General features: G+C 44.9%; 19 protein-coding genes. 17 read left to right on the top strand and 2 right to left on the bottom strand.

Going from position 1 to position 20,491, the window contains the following annotated elements:
* Position 1 precedes the first annotated feature (1 nt).
* Both IX95_RS09935 and IX95_RS09940 read left to right on the top strand, forming a co-directional pair.
* Entirely contained in the window at positions 2-1,054 is a 1,053-nt protein-coding gene (locus tag IX95_RS09935; protein ID WP_006962252.1) for an EscU/YscU/HrcU family type III secretion system export apparatus switch protein, read from the top strand.
* A gap of 169 nt (positions 1,055-1,223) precedes the next feature.
* Positions 1,224-1,868 (top strand): two component system response regulator, encoded by a 645-nt coding sequence (locus IX95_RS09940; protein ID WP_019277991.1) that lies wholly within the window; start codon positions 1,224-1,226, stop codon positions 1,866-1,868.
* Between the two features lie 71 nt (positions 1,869-1,939).
* Here the strand turns inward: IX95_RS09940 and IX95_RS09945 are convergent, their stop codons facing one another.
* Together IX95_RS09945 and IX95_RS09950 are read right to left on the bottom strand one after the other, a co-directional pair.
* Positions 1,940-2,380 carry a membrane protein gene (locus IX95_RS09945; protein ID WP_038159316.1) on the bottom strand — a complete coding sequence of 147 codons (441 nt, stop codon included), beginning with the start codon at positions 2,378-2,380 and terminating at the stop codon, positions 1,940-1,942.
* A 14-nt stretch (positions 2,381-2,394) separates the two neighbouring features.
* Entirely contained in the window at positions 2,395-5,175 is a 2,781-nt protein-coding gene (locus IX95_RS09950; RefSeq protein ID WP_038159319.1) for a two component system sensor kinase, read from the bottom strand.
* A gap of 206 nt (positions 5,176-5,381) precedes the next feature.
* Here IX95_RS09950 and IX95_RS09955 point away from each other — a divergent pair, with 206 nt between their 5' ends.
* From IX95_RS09955 to IX95_RS10025, 15 genes are all read left to right on the top strand, one after another.
* Complete coding sequence (locus IX95_RS09955) at positions 5,382-5,771, top strand: hypothetical protein (protein WP_038159322.1); 390 nt, start codon at positions 5,382-5,384, stop codon at positions 5,769-5,771.
* Positions 5,768-7,222 carry an EscC/YscC/HrcC family type III secretion system outer membrane ring protein gene (locus IX95_RS09960; RefSeq protein WP_019276902.1) on the top strand — a complete coding sequence of 485 codons (1,455 nt, stop codon included), beginning with the start codon at positions 5,768-5,770 and terminating at the stop codon, positions 7,220-7,222. The genes IX95_RS09955 and IX95_RS09960 overlap by 4 nt, the downstream gene beginning before the upstream one ends.
* A 12-nt stretch (positions 7,223-7,234) precedes the next feature.
* Positions 7,235-8,440 carry a type III secretion system inner membrane ring subunit SctD gene (sctD, locus tag IX95_RS09965; protein ID WP_038159327.1) on the top strand — a complete coding sequence of 402 codons (1,206 nt, stop codon included), beginning with the start codon at positions 7,235-7,237 and terminating at the stop codon, positions 8,438-8,440.
* A gap of 8 nt (positions 8,441-8,448) precedes the next feature.
* Positions 8,449-8,637, top strand: coding sequence for an EscE/YscE/SsaE family type III secretion system needle protein co-chaperone (locus IX95_RS09970; RefSeq protein WP_006962246.1), 189 nt, complete (start codon positions 8,449-8,451; stop codon positions 8,635-8,637).
* Positions 8,638-8,693: 56 nt separating this feature from the next.
* Complete coding sequence (locus tag IX95_RS09975) at positions 8,694-9,038, top strand: hypothetical protein (RefSeq protein WP_038159330.1); 345 nt, start codon at positions 8,694-8,696, stop codon at positions 9,036-9,038.
* A gap of 271 nt (positions 9,039-9,309) precedes the next feature.
* Entirely contained in the window at positions 9,310-9,885 is a 576-nt protein-coding gene (locus IX95_RS09980) for a secretion protein EspA (RefSeq protein ID WP_038159332.1), read from the top strand.
* Between the two features lie 48 nt (positions 9,886-9,933).
* Positions 9,934-10,725, top strand: a complete 792-nt coding sequence (locus IX95_RS09985; protein ID WP_038159335.1) for a secretion protein EspA — start codon at positions 9,934-9,936, stop codon at positions 10,723-10,725.
* 9 nt (positions 10,726-10,734) lie between these two features.
* A complete protein-coding gene (locus IX95_RS09990) occupies positions 10,735-11,208 on the top strand; it encodes a SycD/LcrH family type III secretion system chaperone (RefSeq protein WP_038159337.1) in 474 nt (157 codons plus the stop codon).
* Positions 11,201-12,640 (top strand): type III secretion system translocon protein, encoded by a 1,440-nt coding sequence (locus IX95_RS09995; RefSeq protein ID WP_038159340.1) that lies wholly within the window; start codon positions 11,201-11,203, stop codon positions 12,638-12,640. The genes IX95_RS09990 and IX95_RS09995 overlap by 8 nt, the downstream gene beginning before the upstream one ends.
* Positions 12,641-12,654: 14 nt before the next feature.
* Positions 12,655-13,245: a pathogenicity island effector protein gene (locus IX95_RS10000; RefSeq protein WP_038159343.1), complete on the top strand. Its 591-nt coding sequence runs from the start codon at positions 12,655-12,657 to the stop codon at positions 13,243-13,245.
* A gap of 68 nt (positions 13,246-13,313) precedes the next feature.
* A complete protein-coding gene (locus IX95_RS10005) occupies positions 13,314-13,793 on the top strand; it encodes a type III secretion protein (protein ID WP_038159346.1) in 480 nt (159 codons plus the stop codon).
* A gap of 20 nt (positions 13,794-13,813) precedes the next feature.
* On the top strand, positions 13,814-14,992 hold the full coding sequence (locus tag IX95_RS10010) for a hypothetical protein (protein ID WP_038159349.1): 1,179 nt from the start codon (positions 13,814-13,816) through the stop codon (positions 14,990-14,992).
* A 309-nt stretch (positions 14,993-15,301) separates the two neighbouring features.
* A complete protein-coding gene (locus IX95_RS10015; RefSeq protein ID WP_038159352.1) occupies positions 15,302-16,939 on the top strand; it encodes an ABC transporter transmembrane domain-containing protein in 1,638 nt (545 codons plus the stop codon).
* Positions 16,936-19,086 carry a peptidase domain-containing ABC transporter gene (locus tag IX95_RS10020; protein ID WP_038159354.1) on the top strand — a complete coding sequence of 717 codons (2,151 nt, stop codon included), beginning with the start codon at positions 16,936-16,938 and terminating at the stop codon, positions 19,084-19,086. The genes IX95_RS10015 and IX95_RS10020 overlap by 4 nt, the downstream gene beginning before the upstream one ends.
* Positions 19,079-20,392 carry an HlyD family type I secretion periplasmic adaptor subunit gene (locus IX95_RS10025; RefSeq protein WP_038159356.1) on the top strand — a complete coding sequence of 438 codons (1,314 nt, stop codon included), beginning with the start codon at positions 19,079-19,081 and terminating at the stop codon, positions 20,390-20,392. The genes IX95_RS10020 and IX95_RS10025 overlap by 8 nt, the downstream gene beginning before the upstream one ends.
* Positions 20,393-20,491: the final 99 nt, after the last annotated feature.

The raw sequence follows: 20,491 nt of genomic DNA on the forward strand, positions 1-20,491 counted from the left end.
TATGGCTGAGAAAACCGAAAAACCGACCCAAAAACGCTTACGTGATGCACGAAAAAAAGGCCAGGTCATTAAAAGCAATGAGATTGTGACAGGCTTTCAAATGGCGGTGATTCTCGGTTACTTCATTATTGAAGGGCAGGGCATGATGGAAGCGATATGGAAAATGATCGATCTCGCCATTACTTCTATCGATTTGCCACTCAAAGTGGCGGCAGAAACCGTGGTTGCGGCGTTTGTTTATATCCTGATTCGATTCATTGCTGGATTAGTCTTTATTTTGGTGATTACCGTCGCGTTTAGCTGCATGGTCCAGACGGGGCCGGTTTGGGCATCTGAAAGCTTAAAACCAAGTTTTAACAAAGTGAATGTCATCAACAATGCAAAGAACATCTTCTCAATGAAAAGCTTGTTTGAGCTGTGTAAGAACATGCTCAAAATTTTGGTGCTCAGTTTGGTCTTTTATTATCTGCTGCATCAGCATGTGAATATGTTCCAGTATTTACCTACATGTGGTGTAGATTGCGGTGTTGAGATCATTTTCACTCTGATCAAATGGCTGTGGGGCGCCTTCCTTGTTTGTTACCTTGTCTTTTCCGTTGGGGATTACGCTTTCGTCCATTTCCAGACAATGAAACAGCTCAAGATGTCGAAAGAAGACACTAAACAGGAATACAAGGAAACAGAAGGCAACCCTGAAGTGAAGCAAAAACGTCGCGAACTGCAAAGAGAAACAGCGAACGGATCGTTGGTGTCTAATGTGAAAAAATCGACAGTCATTGTCCGAAACCCTACACACATTGCGGTATGCCTCTATTATCAACCGGGTGAAACACCGTTGCCATTGGTTTTAGACAAAGCGCAAGAACATATGGCCCTACATGTTGTTGAAATGGCGGAGAAACATGAGGTTCCGCTGGTTGAAAACATTCCGCTAGCACGTGCCTTGTATCACCAGGTAGAGCCCGGTCAGGTCATTCCCGAATCATTGTTTGAGCCTGTTGCTGAGTTACTTCGTGTGGTGATGAACGTCTCTTACGATGATGGAGAAGACTAAACGCGCCATGCGATCTGCCTCGTTATGAGAACCCATGTCACTTAAATGAAAAACGCTCTTGATAACTTCACGTTGAATGATAGATTGAATATCGATAACAACAATAAATTCGTAGCAGTTTGGTTATATTGAACCTTATATGCATCGATTTCTGACGTGGAGAATGACGATGACATTTGGCGAGTATTCACATTTAAAAATCTTGGTCGTGGATGATCATGACCTTATATTCGACGGTTTAAAAAGCTGCCTTTCTCCATATCCAAATTTGGAGTTAGTAGGATTCGTGACAGATGGGCTGGGCGTATACGAGGAGTGCCTTAAGCTCAAACCGGACATGGTCTTTATGGACCTTAACCTTCCGGGCATGTCCGGTGTAGAGGCAATTCGACAGTTACGTAAACGTTGGCCAGACATGATGATCATCGTATTGACAGCCTCTGAAGAAGAGCGCAAAGCACGAGAAGCGTTAGATGCCGGTTCAAACGGTTACGTATTGAAAAATGGTTCTAAAAGTACATTGCTCGCTGCAATAAAGAGTGTGACACGAGGCAAGAGTTTCCTCGACCCAGCTTTGGATGCCAAACATATTGAGGCACTAAGTGGTGTTGAAGAAGGGGATATCCCGGTTTTAACGCCGCGGGAAAAGCAGGTTCTCAAATTGATCTTCGAAGGTAAACGTAATCGAGATATTGCTGAAGCCCTGTTGATTGGTCTAAAAACCGTAGAAACCCATCGGATGAACATTATGCGTAAGCTAGACGCGCACAATGTTGCCGATTTAATGAAATGGGCCCATAGGATGGGTATCTAACTTAGATACAGTTTAACGAAACGGCGAATTCAGCCTTTACTGAATTCGCCGTTTTTTTAATGCTTAATTGGTTAGGCACAAGGTTGTGTGTTTAACCCTTTTACAAGCCGAGTCTGACAAAGCCAAAGCACGGGTAAAACGCAGAGTGCAGTCGTGATGATATCTGAAAACGTATGATAGTGTTGGTACATCATCAAAATGGCATAGGCGATCATTGAAGCCACGCTTACCCATTTTAGTGCTTTGCTATGGGTAAACAGATAGGTGACGAACACCAGTGCTAACGCAGTGTGGGTGCTATAGTCCATCCCGAATGAAGGCCAAATTTGGAAATAGTTATCTGCAAACATCAGTGCATAGATGTACAGCGTTGATACTAAAGTTGCTAGCAGCTGCTTAGTACTGGTTCTCAAACCAGACCTAAAACTCGTAATCAGGATTACGATCAGGCTAATGCAACCTATAAGTGGAATGTAGGCATCAGCAATTGCATCCCATTGTTCGTATGTCATATTTTTCTACTTCGCTATGAACGTGATTGATAGTTTTCTAAAGCGAGGAGCAGCGGATAAAGTTCTTCGCTTTCAATATGATTGGTTTGCTCCAATTGCTTTTCTAGATCGGCAGCAGCGCTCGAAACATCATTGATACCAGCGAGACCAGCACTTCCTTTTACGTTATGTAATATGTCTCTGAGCTCTTGCCAATTCTGATCCGCTAAGCTCTCACGGGCAGCTTGAGCCATATCTTTGAAATGATTAGCGAGTCGTTGGGTAAATTCGTCTTCGGCGAAATCCATAATAGGGGTATCTGAGTCTGTATTGATATCTGGCTGCATGTCACGATCTATCTGAATTTCAGCCGCAACATCAAGAGCTTTTGCCAGCTCCTTCAATGAAACAGGTTTGGTGAGATAGCCGTTCATCAGGTGCATAGACTGATCGTGTTCCGAGTGATTGGCGTTCGCCGTTAATGCCATAATAGGGCAGTCGGTATCGAGAATAGTCTCGCTTTCACGCCAGAGTTGCGTCGCTTGATAGCCGTCGATGCCTGGCATACGAATATCCATTAATACTAGATCGAAGATATGGCGCTCGCCGGTTTGCAACGCTAGCTCACCGCTCTCCACACAAATCACTTCTTGGCCTAGTTCAACCAACATTTTGGTGATGATATCGCGATTGGTTTCAACATCATCAACCAAGAGTACTTTCAATTTCCAAGGCAACATCTCCTTGGCGGGAACGGTGGTTTTCTCGGTTGAAATACCATGCTGAATTTCGTACAAACGCTTCCAAAGTCGCCAAGGCAGATAATTGAGTTCATCATTTTGAAGTGATTCCGAGTGTTTATCGACACACTCTCCGCCCCAAAGTGAAATCTGTGTATGTAGATTTTCTGGCGCATCAATGACGCCTTGTTTAAGGCGTAGTCGCATGCTAGGTTCAGTCAGTGGCATAGCGAAAATAAATGTTGAACCCACACCAAGCTCACTTTTCAAAGACAAGCTACCGCCCATGATACTGGCAAGTTTGCGAGAGATAGGTAACCCCAGCCCGGTCCCAACCTGATGCTGGGAAGATTGTCTGAATGGTTCGAAAACTTCATCTAGCTTATTAGCTGCAATACCGGGCCCTGTATCTTCGACAGTGAAATATAACATGTCATCTTTGCTATCAATGTAGAGGAAGATGTGTCCTTGCTCTGTGAACTTTGCCGCGTTGCCGAGTAGGTTAACCAGTACTTGCCTTACTCGGATTGGATCGAATATGCAGCTTTCAGGAATGTTATCGGCAACAACGGTTTTTAACTCAACAGGCTTGTTGATGACATTGGATTGAATCGTCAGCATTGCTTCATCGACCACTTTTAGAAGTGGGTTACTGGCAAGATTAAGCTCAATCTGATCTGCTTCAATTCTGGAGAAGTCGAGCAGGTTGTTAATGATGCTGAGTAGGGATTTAGCGCACGTGTAAGCCGTATTTCTTAAGTCAGCTTGTTGTTCATTCATCTGAGTATTGCGCAGTAACTCAAGCGAACCCGTGATGCCATTCAAAGGAGTACGTAGTTCATGGCTGATGTTGGTCAGATGCTCGCTTTTTCGAGCAGTCGCCTTTTCAGCCAGTTGTTTTGCATGAGCAAGTTCAACGGTTCGTTGTTCAACTTTAGACTCAAGCTCGTCATAGCTGGATTTAATCGTATCGAGCAACATGTTGTAGGCGCGAGCGATATCGCCAAGTTCATCTTTCCTAGATTCTGGTAAGCGCCTTGAAAAAGTTGGCTGACGGTCACTTTTAATGATGCCGACAAATTTACGGATGGTTTGGGCGAGTGATTTCCACAAGATCCACAGCATGACCAGAATCATTACAGCGAAAGAGACCAGTGACCATTTGAGCTCGTTGTAGAACGGTGTGTAAGCCATCTTCTCAATTCTTGATTTGGGTACCATGGAAATCTGCAACCAATCGGGGCCATCGATGAACTTACTGACGACATAATAATTGTCGGTTTCAAAAAACTCTCCGACATTTTCTACGCCACCGGCTTTCATGATTTGGCTATTCAACTGAGCTTTGGTTGGTTCGTCCGGTTTAGACTGACCATGAAACGGTACAACGCCTTCTGGTGTAAGAAATAAATTTTGGTCGCCTTTGGTATAAACATTGGAGACAGTGACGACGTCTTTAATGTCAATGGCGAAGCCAACCTGACGCGCCATCTCATCTTCCGGATTTAAGGTGTAACTAAGGAGAATGTAGACGCTGTTTCTACTGGCATCGTATTTGGGTTCACTCCAGCGAAAACCGTCTTCCGTATCAAGTTGAGAAAGGTCGATGATCTCAGCGACGCGTTGATCAAGGTGAGAACGTTCAATTTCGGATGCCGCATAAATAGACACTTGCCTGTCCGGCTCAATAATGAAGCTATCTACATAACGTTGTTGGCCTGCGATGCCAAAGGTTTGTAGCGCCCAAAGTTGTTTGCGCTCTATAGGTAGATTGGTATCACCAATATTGAACTGATGGGCAACCAATTCAGCGTTAGAATCTACTTCCATGGTCTGGAATTGCTCAAGGCGCTGCTCAAATTGCTCGGTATCATCCTTAGCTTGAGCGAAAAGACTGCGATTCATCTGCGCTCGAATCTCACTGATTTGGTCGTAACTCTTCAGCGTTTGCTTTAAGGTTCCGTTGTAGGTGTTATCGAATGCATTTATCTGAATCAGTACCCATAGACCGACAAACACCGATATAAAAGCAATGGTGAGTTTGGTAACCAGTGAAGAATTCCAACGAGTTTTCATGTCTACTCCTGTAGTCATTGATTTTTAACGCAATCATTTCAAGATTCGCTCTTTCTACCTTAGCGTGAAGCATCACGTAAGATCCATCTTTACCTTGATGTAGATAATAAAACTTTTCCCCTCAGGTGAGACTAAGGTGTTCACCTGATACCGAACAAAAACCTCTCGATACATACTGAATTCGAAATCAGAGAAAGAGGTTCTCAATGATCGAACGTTTAATTGCGATGGGGTATCTGGATACGGATAGCGCATCAGATGACAGCCAGTGGCAAGGCCAATGCGCAAGCAGAAGACTTCGATGGTTGCAGTCAGAGCATTACGTGACGATCGGTATGCAAATTGAGCCACCACAAAACCGCCTTTGGTCAACGCAAGCGTCTCTTGTGCTCGCTGTATGTGAAGAAGGCTGGGATTGCAGCCTAGAAAATCGTGATGATGAGTGGGTATTGTGGCGCTGCTACCCAAATAAGCTTGACGACGAAGCACTGATTTCCTCTATAAAAATGCAACTGGCACTGTCCAGATATCTGGAGCAAGAGTTGTTGAAGCCTGTTCCAGCCAGCAAACCTCGTATTTGGAGGAGCAAACTATGAAGAAATTACTATGCTGGTTACTTCTTTTTACGATCAACTTTGCTCATGCTGCGCCGATATCAGCGGTTCAATGGCATGGTGAACCATTTGTATTCTATAGCCGTGGAACGCCTTTGAAGTCAGTGATTGAAGAAGTAGGCAAGAACTATGGAATCCCAATGGAAGTCAGCAGCCAGATTAGCGAGTCTTTCAGTGGTCAAATAGATGGTCAGACACCAAAGCAGATCCTAACCATGCTTGCGCAGCAGTACGGCTTAGTTTGGTACTATGATGGGGATTTATTGCATGTTAACAAGGCGAGAGAGGTCACCAATGAGGTAATTTCTCTGTCTTCACTCTCTAATCAGGAAGCGACTCGCTACATCGCGAAAGCGGGCTTCATTGACAAAGTAGCGTGTGAGGTAACATCTATTTCAGGCTTGCACGCAATCCAAGTCAATGGGGTTCCGGCATGTGTAAATACAGTGAGTAAGTATGTTCAGCAACTGGACAACGATTCTAAGCAACATGCGCAATCACAGAAGTCGGTCAAAATCTTCCCACTGAAATACGCGTCTGCAACAGACACCGTATATAGCTACCGTAGCCAAGACGTTACGGTACCAGGTGTGGTCTCTGTGCTTAAACAAATGGAGCAAGATGAAGGACCTGATGCCAGTAATCAAGGCACAACCAGTTTTTCAGCAGACTCGCGCCAAAACGCAGTGATCATTCGGACCAACAAGATGGATATGGCGATGTATGCTTCGTTGATAAAGCAATTAGATATCACGCCAACCATGATTGAAGTTTCGGTCACCATTATTGATGTTGACACTTCGGACTTTAATCAACTCGGTATCGATTGGTCTGCCGCCGCGAAATTTGGCGGAGGGAGTGTCACCTTCAACCAAGGTAGCTTGAGCAGCGATAACTTCTCAACGGTGATTGGCAACACTGGCAACTTCATGGTTAGACTCAATGCACTAGAGCAGAACTCAAAAGCAAAAGTGTTATCAAGACCTTCCGTTGTGACACTCAACAATGTTCAAGCGGTGTTGGACAAAAACGTAACCTTCTATACCAAGATTGAAGGAGAGAAGGTTGCCAAGTTGGAATCCGTAACTACAGGTTCGCTTTTAAGAGTGACACCAAGACTGGTCAATGAGAATAACTTTAAAAAAGTGATGCTGTCACTAAACATTCAAGATGGCCAACAAGCAAAGCCCGTGAGTAGTAAAGATCCATTACCTCAGGTTGAGAACTCAGAGATTGCAACGCAAGCCACACTAAAAACCGGTGAGAGTCTATTGTTGGGCGGTTTCGTTCAGGACAAAGACCATACCGTAGAAAACAAAATTCCATTACTGGGTGATATCCCACTACTAGGAGGACTTTTCCGTAGTACAGACCACAGCAAGCAAAGCGTTATGCGTCTGTTCTTAATTAAGGCAGAACCCGTCAATCAATAAGTGGGAGTGGCTATGGAAAATAGTACCAAACTCTTATGGCTCACAGGCCCAATGCAAGGTAGAGAACTGAGATTACCTCAGGGCGATCTATCAATGGGGCCTAGCGGCGACATCATGGTGCCACTTGCTGAGCGTGAGTTATTGAATATCAGGGTTGATGAAAAAGGTGTGTTTGTCAGGGATACAGTTAAAGTCTGGGCAAATGGCTCTCTGGCAAATACCGAAGAAGCCTTACCGATGGGAGAACCGATAGAAATTTGTGGTGTCGGCCTGGTTATAGGAAAGGCAGAGCAAGCATTAGAGTGGCAAAAGTTACCGGCGCATGTAAAAACCAGCCAAAGTAGATGGAGAAAGATGGTGTTGCTGGCAATGACACTGATCACCATCGTTCTAATGGCATTTACCTTGATGTTACCGGCTAAAACACAACCCGTGTTCGACCCGCAATTATGGTTACAACACCAACTCAATGTTCCGGCATTACATCAGGTTGAAGGAAACTGGAGCCCTGATGGAGTAGTGACGCTGACAGGTTACTGCGACAACTCAACCGCCATGGCCAAGTTAAAAGAAGGGTTGAAACTGCATTCGATACGTTTCACCAACACCGCGGTTTGTACCGATACATTGATCAGCAATGTTGAGTCGGTATTGAGCGCAAATGGTTATCAGAACATCAACGTTCTTCCATCAAGAAGAATGGGTGAAGTCAGAATTTCAGGTGCAATCCAATCTGGTGAAAAGTGGGACAAAGTGACTCGTGAATTAGAACAAGTTCAAGGGCTTAAACACTGGCAAGTGGCAAACGATATTGGTGGCTATGTGCAAAAATTCATTGAAGCACTTAGAGACAAAGGGCTACTTCAAGGCCTGATGGTAGAACGTCGTCAAGACAGCATCATGGTGACGGGGCAGTTTCAAGATGATGTCCGCAGTCAGATTCGTCAGGTGAGTAGTGAGTTGATGGCGAACACAGGCCAAAGCATTGATGTCCGATTTGAGAACATCCCAGTAAGGGACAATTTATCCCGTTATCTGTCTGGGCAAATCGTAAGTTTTGGTGGTAACAGCAGCCACCCATTTGTCGAGCTTAGCAACGGAACTCGACTTAAATTGAACAGCAAACTCGATAGCGGTTATGTGGTAAGTCACATTGATTTGAAAGGGCTGGATCTCAGTCGAGATGGCGAACTTATACACATACCATTCATTTTATAGGAGGCGTTATGGCTCGAATTACACAACTGGAATCCACGCTTAAGGAGAATCCTGAAAGCAAAGATGAATTGATTTCTCAGTTAGAAGCTGCTCGAAATGAGTTGAATAAAGGATCAAAACAGACTGCGGAAAGTCTCTACCATGCCATTTACGCTGCTCAAGACGTGATCAGTATTTTGGCTAAGCGATATCAGTAACAAGCGCTATACATAAACCGAACTCTACCGTACCACTTTAAAAACCGGAGAAAATTATGGATACATTCAACGACATTAAATCCGTAATGGATGACCTCAACAGCCGTCGCAGTATGCTTGCTGAACAAATGAAGGAATTCGAACAACTGCAGAGTGAAATTCAGGTTTTGGTCGAAAAATCTGCGCACGATCCAGATGCACGTAGAAAATTAGAAAAGCTGAATCAGGCATTTCCCGAGGGTTTTCAAAACTCTCAGCAAGCCATTATGTCGAAAGTGACCCAGCTTGAGAGCAACTTTAAAAGCTTGGAGGAAGGGTTCAAAACCATGGGAGATTCCGAAGAACAGCAGCCGGAATCATCTCCTAAGCCCAAAAAACGAGTGTTAAAGAAATATATGTAACTCTCTAAAGTTCATCTCTTATTCGTCAATGACCACTGTGGTCCCTTACCGGTATAGCGATATTGTTATGCCGGTTTTTTTGTAACTGTTTTAATATTTGAAAATATATTCAACAAACTGGTCGAACCACCAATTTGTACTGGTTGAGGATATTAGAAATCAAAAGATTAAACGGGCGGTAATATAGAATTACAAACTGAGATGCTAAATGGTGATTTTCCAATTTAGAACCCAGCTTGTAGTAATAACCTATTAATAAGAGGAAAATATTATGGCTGTTAATCTTAATGATACATCAGGTACTCAAGGTACTAGCATCATCAACTCTCAACAAAGTGAAGATATTAAAAATACTATTGCATCACGTGGTGACACTGTACTGTCCGGTGGTATCGCTGTGCTGTATATGTTCATGAATCTACTGTCTGAAATGGCTGACGCCAAATACTCTCAGATGCAGAAAAAATCTGAAGTGTCACGTACCGCTCAGGACATGGCAAACCGTGTCGATGAAAAAGTCGCGGAAGCCGCTAAAGAAGGTGATAAGGCCACAAGACAACTGGATCCTGAAGTGATTAACTATATGAGAGACAACGGGTTTACAGTCGATGGAAAAACCATTGATAAATACCTAGAGGCAAATGGTAAGGACCTTGATCAGGGCAAACTAAAAGCGGTTAAAGCCTCTCTAGAAACCGTATCGAATCGAGCGTCAGATTTCGTTTCACAATCCCAACTTCAATTACAAAAATTGATGCAGACATACAACGTGACCGTCAGCCTTTTAAATAGCATGCAAACCATGTTGGCTGAAATGAATAAATCCATCGCTCAGAATATTCGTTAATTATTTAAACGATAAATCTGTTCAATAAAATAATAGTAAGGAGTTGTTATGCTTCAAGTTGATAACGGCGTGAGTGCTCCTTTGTCTAAAGAAAATGACAAAGTAGAAATTGAAAACGCTATTAAAGGCGATAGCGTATTGTCAGGTGGCGTAGCGGTATTGTATTTATTCATGAATCTTCTGTCTGAATTAGCTGATGCTAAATACGGTCAGATGCAAGCGAAAGCGGATGTATCTCGCTCTGCTCAGGATATGGCTAACCGCGTAGATGAAGTGATTGCCCGAGTTGCAAAAGAGGGCGACAAAGCAACAGGTCAGCTACCACCTGAAGTCATCAAGTATATGAAGGACAATGGTTTTTCAGTCGATGGTAAGTCGATTAGCGATTACCTCAAAACCAACGATCCATCAGCTAAATATCTCGACAAGCTAAAAGCAAAAATTGACGCCAGTGGCCCAGAGGGTATGCAGTCATACAGCTGGCAAGATGTTGTGAGCTATATGGATCAGCACGGCATTAAGGTCGATGGAAAGCGGGCTTGCGACTACATCTGGAGCCTACCTGAAGTGGGTTACATGTCTGGTCAGCGGATCAACAAAGAACACATGCAGCACATCGCTGACACACTACAAGCGGCTGGTGGTCTAGATCAGGGCAAACTCAAAGCGGTAAAAGCAGCACTCGATACCGTCTCTAACCGTGCGTCCGACTTTGTTTCCCAATCACAGCTCCAGCTTCAGAAAATCATGCAAACCTACAACGTGACTGTCAGCCTGCTGAACAGCATGCAAACCATGCTGGCAGAGATGAACAAGTCCATTGCACAAAACATCCGATAGGGGGGCGTTATGGTAGAGAAAGACTTTGAAACTTTGCAGACATTCTTGCAACAAGGCGGTTCACTCAAAATGTTGGCTGACGTTGAAGAGAAAGATCTCGATCTTCTGTTTCGATACGGAACCCAGCTAATGAATTACGGGGACTACGAAGGTGCCAAGCGAATCTTCTATTTACTAATGAAAATTGATCAGTGGAACTTCGATTACTTCTTTGCACTAGGCACATGCTGTCAGCAACTCAAAGAGCACGAAGAAGCGATTTTCTGTTTTGGACGCGCAGGCATCGTCAAAGTGGAAGACCCTCGCAGCCCTTATTATGCAGGCAATAACTATCTGGCTGTTGGTAATAAAGAGTACGCCATCAAATCCTACAAAGCGGCATTGCGCGTATGTGATTGTCACCCAGACGGAGTTTGGGATGAGATTGCAGAGAAGGCCAACAAAGCTTTAGCTCAATTTAATCAGGAGGTGCATCATGACTAGTGTTAACTTCAATACTCAAATGCCAGTAACAGGCACATCGGATACTGAGCGTCTTGATAAAACTAAGGAAACCAAAGCGCGTTTACCTTCGTCCGGAACCCCCGGTGGCCTTGTTGACGTAATCGACCGCGAAACAAAAACGGGCGTGGTCAGCTCAGACATAGCAAGTCGGGCATTGCAGCGCGTATTATCGGCATTTCACAAGGGTGACAACGTCACAGTAAGCCAGTTAGAGAAGGCTTCCATGAACGACATGGTTCTAATGGCGGCGAACCTGGGACTTAAGACATTTGGCGATACGGCAAATTCAGCAGCCAAAGCCAGTCGACTAATGACTGATACCCAAGCCGTACTGCGTGACCAACAAGTCAAAGAGTTTCAGGAGCAGCTTGCTAAGCGAATCGAGCAAGCTGAGAAAGCTCACAAAGGCGGCATCTTCGCTGCGATCTTCGACTGGATCGTCGGCGCGGTCGAAGCCATTGTCGGTGTATTCAAACTGATTGAAGGCGCCGCGCGAATAGCCGTAGGGGACGTAGCAGGCGGGGCATTGGATATGGCCAGTGGCGCGGCTTACCTTACCGCGGGTATTGCCGGCATGGTCAAAGCTGCCGCGGAAACAGCAATTCTTTGTGGCGCGGACAAAGAGAAATGTCAGCAAGTCATTGATGTCGCGGGCAAAGTACAATTGGGTGCGGAGATCGTGGGTATGGCACTCGATATCTTCCAGGCAGGCCGAGCTATTTCAGCTACTCGCTCTATCGCCAAAGGCACAGAAACGGCAATGAAAGAAGCCGCGCCAAAGCTGGTCGAAAGCATCGGCAAAGGCTCTACTCAAGAAGTCACAAACATTGCGCAGCAAGTTGGTAAACAAGTCTCCGAACAAGTGGCAGAACAGGTCAGCAAACAGTTGATGAGTGGCGTCAGCAAGGGCGTAGAGCAAGTCGCTGAACGGGGTGGCCAAATCGCTAAGTCTTTAGGTAAAGCGTTCAGTGAAGAAGCGATTCAGCAACTCGTGACTAAATCGGTAGAAAAAGCGGCGACCGCGGCCATCGAGAAAGGTGCGCAGGTTACTGCCCAAGAGATCACTAAACAGGTAACTACCATGGTGCGCAATGAAGTCATCAAAACCGTCATCAAAGCGTGTACCTATACCTCACTTGATCTTATTCGTGCATCTGCCGGGTCTGGCAAAGCCATCACCAGCGGTATTGTGACTGAAGAAAAAGCGAAACTTCAAAAACAAATTGAAGATTTGATCCTGAAACAAAACCTGATGGAGTTCTGCTACGACTGGTACGACAAAGCCAAAGAACAGCAATCCAAAACCATCAAAGATTTGGTTGATAAACAAGGCGACACCTTAGATGGTGCAAGCAAAGTGATCAATGAAACAGGAATGTTACAGGCTCGCATTGCCACATCAGCAGTGTAGCTAAGGGGGAAATTATGAGTGAAGTACAAGTTTCAAACAACGCACCAGTGAATGCTGCAAGCTCAACGAACTACGACCATGATGTCTCTGGCAGTGAAGCGATGGATGCGATTGCTCAGCTTAACGAACTGATTGTCAAACTGGCAGAGATCTTTAAAAAGCTGCGTAACGTGCTCCAAGAGTATAACCAGAAGCAGCAATTGCTTGGATGGGATGTGCAAAAAGCGTCGATGGACACTAAACGAGATGCAATTAAGAGTGCTTTTGAATCTGCGGCTTGGTCCGGTGGCTTACAGATCCTGTCAGGAGTCGTTGGTATGGTCGGTGTCGGTGCAACGTCGAAATTTGGCGAAGGGGCGACCCACCTAGGTCAGGCACTCGGGAAAAGCGTTGATGGGGCAGGCTCTATGGTCTCGGCTTCCATTACTAAAGACGCTGAGATGGAAAAAATGGACGGCGAATTCAAAGCGATGAATGCCCAAAATTACGCCAAAAATGTCAACGAACTCAGTGACAAGGCACGTCAAATCTCAGAGCAGATGCGTTCATTAGTCAAAGAGTTAGTCGAGCTTCACGGGCGCATCGCGTCAGCGGTTCACAACTAATCTGTTCTTTACGTAAACCAAATGTAGGGCACCGTTCATTCGGTGCCTTACCGATGATGGAATATCTCATGACAACTACAAATTTCCTTCCAGTCGACATTAACCAAGTCGCCGAATCCATTCAAGACGTCGTTAATGGGCATAAAACTTTGGCGCAATTAAATGGTGTTGAAGAGTCAGAATTAGATCAGGCATATCAAAGCGCACTTGAGCTATATCAAGATGAAGATATGCCTGGAGCCTTGACACATTTTACCTATCTGGTGATGAACAACCCTTGGCGACGCGAATACATGTTTGGTATGGCCTCTACGCTGCACGCGTTAGATCAATTTGAACATGCGCTGATCTTCTACGGCTATTCAACCTTAATGAATGCATGTGACGCTGGGGTGACCTTCAGAATGGGTCAATGTTATCTTTCGCTGGAAAAGCATTCAGAAGCGGTAGATGCGTTGCACACTTGTATTGAGCAAAGCTTTATCACTCCGGAGCAACCGGAGATTCGTGCGCTTGCTCAGTCCTTACTCGATGAGATTACTCAGTAACAAGCAGTAGGAGTATTACCATGCCAATAGAGATCTCTTCTCAACAGCTTGCTGGCCTCAATTATTTAGACTTAGAGATGCCGAAATCTTCCCCCAAGCAAGAGGCAAGAAGCTTTGATATTTCACAAGTGCCTTTACAAAGCCAAGCGGATACGGTCGATCATCTAGATTTAGCCATCACACCAGCTCAGAAAGAGTATTTAAGCAATCATGAAACCTCGACGACAGAATCAAAACAACTGCTCGAAAAATCGACGGCTCTCTATGATCAGGCTAAGAAAGCTGGGGTAGACGTAGCAAAATGTACATTCTTTAAAGAGCTGTTTAACGTTGCGATAGCGGGAGTGGGACTAGGGTTGGCTATTGCGGCAACTGTCTTTAGTGGTGGACTAGGAGTGCCACTTGTCGCTGCGGCGGGAGTGGCATTTGCGCTAGCGGTTTCCGATGCAGGCTGTGCAGCCGCAGATTGGTATAGCAAAGCACATGGTGGTGAAGGGCTGAAAATGGGCTCAGATACCATCTCGAATTTAACGTATAAACTGCTTGAAAAAATGGGCATGAATGACGACAGAGCGCAGTACTGGTCCAAAGCCACCTCGGCTGTACTAAGACTTGGGCTGACAGTAGGCACACTATTCGCTGGCACTGTTTCTGTGCCGTCCGTGCTTGGTACCGCTGGCAGTGTTATGTCGACGACTAAGCTAGCCAAACTTGGGGCTGGTGCAGCAGGGGACAAGATACTGGGCTTTAACTTAGACAATACCAAGAAGGCGAAGGAAAAAGCGGACAACGAACTCAAACAGCATAAAGATAAGATCAAATCCCAACTTACAGTTGAAGTGATGTCTGGTGCGACGTCTATGAGGACGTCAGATATGTCTAGCAAAATTTCCGGCCTGTCTACGAAGGTGTCTGGTTTGTCTGATGAGCTGACCTCAGTTAAGCAAGAGCGGGATGATCGTACCCGTGAAGTTCAAGACAAAGACGAAAAACTTCAACTAGCTAGTGAGAAAGCTAAGCAACAGGAGCAGTCTCACGCAATGTTGTTGGCCGCGAAAAATGCGGCTAATGCTTCGTTAAGAAAGGATTTAGAAAAGAGAAATCTAGTCATTGATAACTTTCAACAGAAACTAAATCAATTGATGCTTTCAGATGATGTGAGCCCTGATATTCGTCAACTTGCTCTTCTGCTTCAGTAAACAGTCAACGATAGGAAATCAATCTGGGCTTAGAATAATCTAGCCCAGATATAATCCCGACAGGTTTCTCTAACTCATCTTTGAGCAAAATCATTTAGGATAAAAGTTTACTCATAACCTGAAAATATGAGCTATACAAACATTCTTAATCAATAAGAAGCTCTAATAATAATCTTTATTTGATCTAAATTTTGATGGAAACAACTGAGTTTTACCAATATCTTAAAACTAAATTAAATCAGCACCTTACCTTGCACAACTAAATAGAATATACCAATCTTATTTCATAAGCTCGGATAAGGATTGTGTATGCCCGTTACATCAGTACAAAGCAAAGGGGTTGTAAGGAAAGTCTTACTGCCTTCTTTACTTATTAACCTCTTGTCATTAGCCGTTCCATTAACGGTCCTCCAGATCTACGATCGCATTCTTCCCAATCAAAGTTATGGTACGGCTACACTGCTTTTAGCGGGGGCGACACTAGCCGTAGCCATGGAAGCACTCATACGTTTTGTTCGTACTTGGCTTTTGTCTGCGGCGGCCAGCAATACCGAAAAAGCCACTTACCAAACCTTAGTTGAACGGGTGACAACTGCATCATCAAGCCATCTGCGTAAGCTCGGTGTGGGTGGTGTCGAAGAGGGGCTAGGATCGGTATCCAAAGTTAAGGATTGGTATTCTGGAGGCATAATTGCTGGCTTTATCGATTTACCGTTTGCATTGATCTTTTTAGGGCTGGTGGCTTATGTCGGCGGTGAGCTAGTGGCGATACCTGTGGCAGTTTGGGTCATCACGCTTGGTATTGTTTGGCTGTCTTCTATCCGAGTTAAAAGTTTAAGTGAAGAAGCTTCTAAAGATGAGCAGGAGAGAAAAGCCTTCTTGATTCTTCTTAGCCAAACCATTCAGGGTATTAAACGTCAGGCTGTTGAATCTCGAATTTTTAATCAGTTTAAATCGCTCAATAATGTTCGCTCTCAATCCAAAGCCAAAGAAGAAGAGCAGAATGCTTTCGCTCAAGAGTGTATTCAGCTTGCTGCGCTTGCGACTTCTGTTCTGTTGGTGATTACCGGGAGCTTGTGGGTTTTGGATGGCCAATTGACCACGGGTGGGTTAGCAGCATGCTCCATCTTATCGGGTAGAGCTGTAGCGCCGCTTAGCGCTCTGGTTGGGGTTCGAATCAAGCTTAATTCAATCCATAGTGCCAATCAGGCAATAGAAAAGTTAGGGGACTTATCACTGTCTGAGTCCGCTGGTTCTGAGCTTAACTTCTCTGACTTTGAGACTTTAGAAATCAAGCAAGCCAGCGTTGAAAGATATGGTGAACTCGCTAGTACGAATGTGACGCTAAATAAAGGCGAGCTGGTGTTGTTAGAGAGTGAAGATCGCCACATCAATAGTCACTTACTGTCTTCGATTGCAGGGATTGATGATTTGGCCGCGGGTGAGTGCTTCATTAATGGCGAAGCCGTTTCGATTGCATCTGTCGCTCAAGCTACAGCTTACTGCGGGGTAAAAGGGCAGTTAGTCTCGGGCACGATTCTGGATAATTTATGTGGATTTGATCCTGAGAGAACACAAAGCGCCAATGACTATGCTGTGCGCTTAGGATTAACCAAAGAAATTACCCGTTTACCTGATGGATTAGAAACACAAATTGGCCATACAAGTGCTTCGTTGTTGAGTATGGGCAACATTAAAATGCTCAATATTGCGGCTCAATTAGCGAGTAGCAAGCCTGTTCTCATGCTAGAAAGGCCGGATTCGTCGCTCGACCTCAATGCTCTCGGTAACCTGGTTAAGGTGCTGGAAGAAGAAGTATTGGCAGGGCGAACCATATTGATGGTGAGCTATCATGCAAAACTTCGCGAAATAGCGAGTCGAACAATTAGAGTAGAAAACGGTTCGATTGCCGAAGACAGTTCTACTCAGCAGGAGGTCATTGCATGAATCGTTTAGATGCTAGTCGTCATGGCGAAACAGACGGTCAACATGAGCCGATGAACCGACTGGAAACTGAAAGCCTTTCTGTGCTCAGGGAGTTGGAAGTAAATGCGAATATCCAACTGTTCGCGCGCCAATGGGTTGATGAGAACGGCATTGAATCAATAGATGATATGTTTGCCCTGTTTGATAGGCTTGCCTTGCCATATCGCTTGGTTGCTAACCTAGATGAAGTCGGCGATCACAAATTAGTTCTCCTAGTTCTTAGTGAAAGTGAATTGGTTTCCGGTCACTTGGAGTCAAAACAGTTTGTGGCTGTTGATGGCAATGAAGACGTTTCAGAAGCTCCTCAATTTTGCATTGTGATCGAAGGGGCGCCATTGGAGAAGGCTTCTCCGGATTGGGTTGGTGAACGGTTACATGCTTTTCGTCCTATCATTCCTAAATTGCTCTTGGTCAGCTTTGTCACCAATCTATTTGCTCTCGCAGTGCCATTCATCACGATGTCGATCTATGACCATGTAATCGGTGGCGATGCTGGGCACGAACTGCAAGGTATTGCCATTGGGGCTGCTTTGTTGTTTGTGATGATGGGCTGGTTAAGAACATTGCGTAGTCGAGTGTTTGCTTCTGTGTCCAACCGAGTCAGCCGCGAGATATCTCAATCCCTTGTGCAGCGATTATTAAGAAATAGCTATGCGCAAAACCAGCAAACTGCCTCGTCTAGTCAGCAAAACCAAGTGATGTTATCTGAGCGTATTTCAGGTGTGTTATCAGGACCACTCGGAAATGCGTTGTTTGATTTACCTTTCATTGCCATTTTTGTTCTTGCGATAGGTGTGCTAGGTGGATGGCTGGTACTAGTTCCAATCGTCTCTTTGGTTCTGTATTACCTGTTAGCTAAGCGTTCGATACGTTCGAATAGTAAGCGCTCAATGCAATCGACGGTAGCCGGCACGAATCGTCAAAATATGGCGAATGAGTTGTCTTCCAAGCTTGCCTTTATTCGTAGTGCTGGGTTTTCAGAACACTGGATCCAACGTTTCCAAAAGGCCAATCTGCTTGCCTCCACGGTGACGTTCAATCAAGCGGTTCTGCAAAGTCGATACACCTCGATTTATTACTTTATCGGAGTGGGTTCAACACTGGCTGTCATGGGCTTGGGTATTGGCCTTATTTTCGAGCAAGTAATGACGCCCGGTGGTTTGATTGCATCAATGATGTTGATTTCTAAAGTGACTGGGCCTGCGCAAGTGTTGGCCAACAGCGCGATGCGTTTTAATAGCTTTAATCAATCTAAGCTGCAGGTAAATCGTATTCTGTCTCAGCCGTCTGAACGTGAATTTAGTTATCAGCATCACCCATTGCCAACGGTCGCTCCGAACTTGAAGTTAGATCAAGTGACTCTCCGATATCCTAAACAGAGTCGCCCGGCATTGAATGGCGTAAGTTTTGATGTTGAAGCAGGTGATATTGTGGCGATCACTGGCCCTTCAGGCAGTGGTAAGTCGACATTAGTTGAAGTGTTGTCTGGTTTACAGCCTATTCAAAACGGCATGGTAGAACTTAAAGGGGTAAATCTTGCTCAGTACGATCCGCAGCTCTATCGACACTGGTGTTTCATTCGCGCGGCTTACCCAGATTTACTCACATTGAGTATTCGAGAGTGGCTGAGCGATGGGCATAAAGTTGAAGAGCAGAAAATGATAGCTGCCATTGATATGGTTGGGGGCAAGCGCTGGTTCTCCACATTACCTGACGGACTGGATACCTCTATCAGCAGTATCCAGCCGGATAGCCTGTTTGACATGTTGTCAGGTACTGTCGCTCAGATCCTCATTGACGCCAAAGCTTTGGTGTATGACTACCCCATGTTCCTAATGGATAACCCGGTGCCTGATGGCCATCCCAATGCTAAACGTGTATTCGGTGAGTTCTTGGCGATGAAGAAAGGAAAAGCAACGGTGATCTATACATCGCATGATCCAGACTTGATTAAGCTCGCTGATAAAGTCGTGGTGTTAGACGAGGGTGCTGTGGTTTATGCAGGTCCTCTGGAGCAGCCATCAGAGTCTCAAGAACAGCAGTTATCTGACACACAAGAGTTACCAAAGCAAAAAGTAGAGTCAAAGCAAGGAGTCGCTAATGGCTAAAAAAACTATCGAGACTGGCAAGCGTTACGGCGAGCTTGTTGAATCACAAAATACAGCTCGAACATTGGCGTTAGCGACATGGTCAGTTGCCTTGTGTGTCATTGCTTTTGTCACTTGGTCTGTGGTCACTCAAGTGGATGAAATCGCTAAAGCAAAGGGGGCGGTGATTCCTGAAGGGGAAAAGCAAGTGTTACAAAGCGCCATTGGTGGCAAGTTAAAGCAAATTCTTGTTAAAGAAGGTCAATTGGTAGAGAAAGGGCAACCACTTGTTGAATTTGACGCTACCTTCCAGCGCACAGCCCTAGAAGAGTTGAAATCTCAACAAGTAACCTTACTTGCGAGTATCGAGCGGATGAACGCTTTGCTAGATGATCGTGAGCCGAATTTTGGAGAATTTGAAATTGATTTCCCAGAGATCGTTAGCCAACAAAAGGCGCAGTTAAATGCTCAAAAAGGGCTCTACTATCAAAAACGCATTGTGTTGGAAAAGGACAGTGAGCAAATAGCAGAGCAGCTTCGTGTCGTAGAAAAATCTCTACCTAGCTACGACAAAGAGCTAAATGCAACTAAGCAAGAACTGAACATCTTGGAAAAAGGTTATAAAGCCGGGAACATCTCTCGATTACGTGTGCTTGAAATGCGTCAGAAGTTGGCGAGCATAGAGCAGAAAATTGAGGAAGCTCGCGGCAAGAAGTCGGTTCTTATTAAGCAAGCAGACAGCAATGAACAAAAAATCGAACAACTTCTTGCGGAGGCTAAATCAAAAGTCAGTGACGATCGATCCAAAGCGGTATCAGATTTGTCGGCACTTAATGCACGGGTGCGTTCAAGCCAAGCGAAATTGACAAACACCATGTTAGTGTCACCGCTACAAGGGTTAGTACAAAGCCTGCCAAGTACACAGAACGGCGGTGTTATTCAACCGGGCGGGACTGTGGTGGAGATCGTTCCTGTTGGCGGTAAAGCCGATTTTAAAGCTCGTTTATCTCCGAGAGATATTGGTTTCGTGAACGTAGGTCAGCCAACTCGAATCAAGATTGATGCGTTTGATTACAGCCGTTTTGGTGCTTTAAAAGGGGAGGTTGAAAGTATTTCACCGACCACAAGCCAAAGTGAACGAGGTGAAATCTATTATGAGGTTGTGGTGTCTGTTGAAACGCCATACTTCCGTGACAACCCTGAAAGCTTTTCTATTCTTCCTGGCATGACGGGAGAGGTAGACATTACGACGGGCGAGAAGTCAGTATTCCAATACCTTTGGAAGCCGATCTACACCAACATCAGCGTTGCATTTGGAGAAAGGTAACTCGAGAATCACAATTGTTCTTTGTTCAGAATGATACAAGACACAACCATTAAAAAGGGAGCACATAGCGTGCTCCCTTTTGTTTTCTAGCCCTAAACC

The organism is Vibrio sp. B183, assembly GCF_000740665.1.
In the GTDB taxonomy this organism is placed as follows: domain Bacteria; phylum Pseudomonadota; class Gammaproteobacteria; order Enterobacterales; family Vibrionaceae; genus Vibrio; species Vibrio coralliilyticus.

Excerpts from the sequence above, each read along its gene's own strand:
- IX95_RS09935 (WP_006962252.1), top strand. The coding sequence starts at position 2 with ATGGCTGAGAAAACCGAAAAACCGACCCAAAAACGCTTACGTGATGCA.
- IX95_RS09940 (WP_019277991.1), top strand. The coding sequence starts at position 1,224 with ATGACATTTGGCGAGTATTCACATTTAAAAATCTTGGTCGTGGATGAT.
- IX95_RS09945 (WP_038159316.1), bottom strand. The coding sequence starts at position 2,380 with ATGACATACGAACAATGGGATGCAATTGCTGATGCCTACATTCCACTT.
- IX95_RS09950 (WP_038159319.1), bottom strand. The coding sequence starts at position 5,175 with ATGAAAACTCGTTGGAATTCTTCACTGGTTACCAAACTCACCATTGCT.
- IX95_RS09955 (WP_038159322.1), top strand. The coding sequence starts at position 5,382 with ATGATCGAACGTTTAATTGCGATGGGGTATCTGGATACGGATAGCGCA.
- IX95_RS09960 (WP_019276902.1), top strand. The coding sequence starts at position 5,768 with ATGAAGAAATTACTATGCTGGTTACTTCTTTTTACGATCAACTTTGCT.
- sctD (WP_038159327.1), top strand. The coding sequence starts at position 7,235 with ATGGAAAATAGTACCAAACTCTTATGGCTCACAGGCCCAATGCAAGGT.
- IX95_RS09970 (WP_006962246.1), top strand. The coding sequence starts at position 8,449 with ATGGCTCGAATTACACAACTGGAATCCACGCTTAAGGAGAATCCTGAA.
- IX95_RS09975 (WP_038159330.1), top strand. The coding sequence starts at position 8,694 with ATGGATACATTCAACGACATTAAATCCGTAATGGATGACCTCAACAGC.
- IX95_RS09980 (WP_038159332.1), top strand. The coding sequence starts at position 9,310 with ATGGCTGTTAATCTTAATGATACATCAGGTACTCAAGGTACTAGCATC.
- IX95_RS09985 (WP_038159335.1), top strand. The coding sequence starts at position 9,934 with ATGCTTCAAGTTGATAACGGCGTGAGTGCTCCTTTGTCTAAAGAAAAT.
- IX95_RS09990 (WP_038159337.1), top strand. The coding sequence starts at position 10,735 with ATGGTAGAGAAAGACTTTGAAACTTTGCAGACATTCTTGCAACAAGGC.
- IX95_RS09995 (WP_038159340.1), top strand. The coding sequence starts at position 11,201 with ATGACTAGTGTTAACTTCAATACTCAAATGCCAGTAACAGGCACATCG.
- IX95_RS10000 (WP_038159343.1), top strand. The coding sequence starts at position 12,655 with ATGAGTGAAGTACAAGTTTCAAACAACGCACCAGTGAATGCTGCAAGC.
- IX95_RS10005 (WP_038159346.1), top strand. The coding sequence starts at position 13,314 with ATGACAACTACAAATTTCCTTCCAGTCGACATTAACCAAGTCGCCGAA.
- IX95_RS10010 (WP_038159349.1), top strand. The coding sequence starts at position 13,814 with ATGCCAATAGAGATCTCTTCTCAACAGCTTGCTGGCCTCAATTATTTA.
- IX95_RS10015 (WP_038159352.1), top strand. The coding sequence starts at position 15,302 with ATGCCCGTTACATCAGTACAAAGCAAAGGGGTTGTAAGGAAAGTCTTA.
- IX95_RS10020 (WP_038159354.1), top strand. The coding sequence starts at position 16,936 with ATGAATCGTTTAGATGCTAGTCGTCATGGCGAAACAGACGGTCAACAT.
- IX95_RS10025 (WP_038159356.1), top strand. The coding sequence starts at position 19,079 with ATGGCTAAAAAAACTATCGAGACTGGCAAGCGTTACGGCGAGCTTGTT.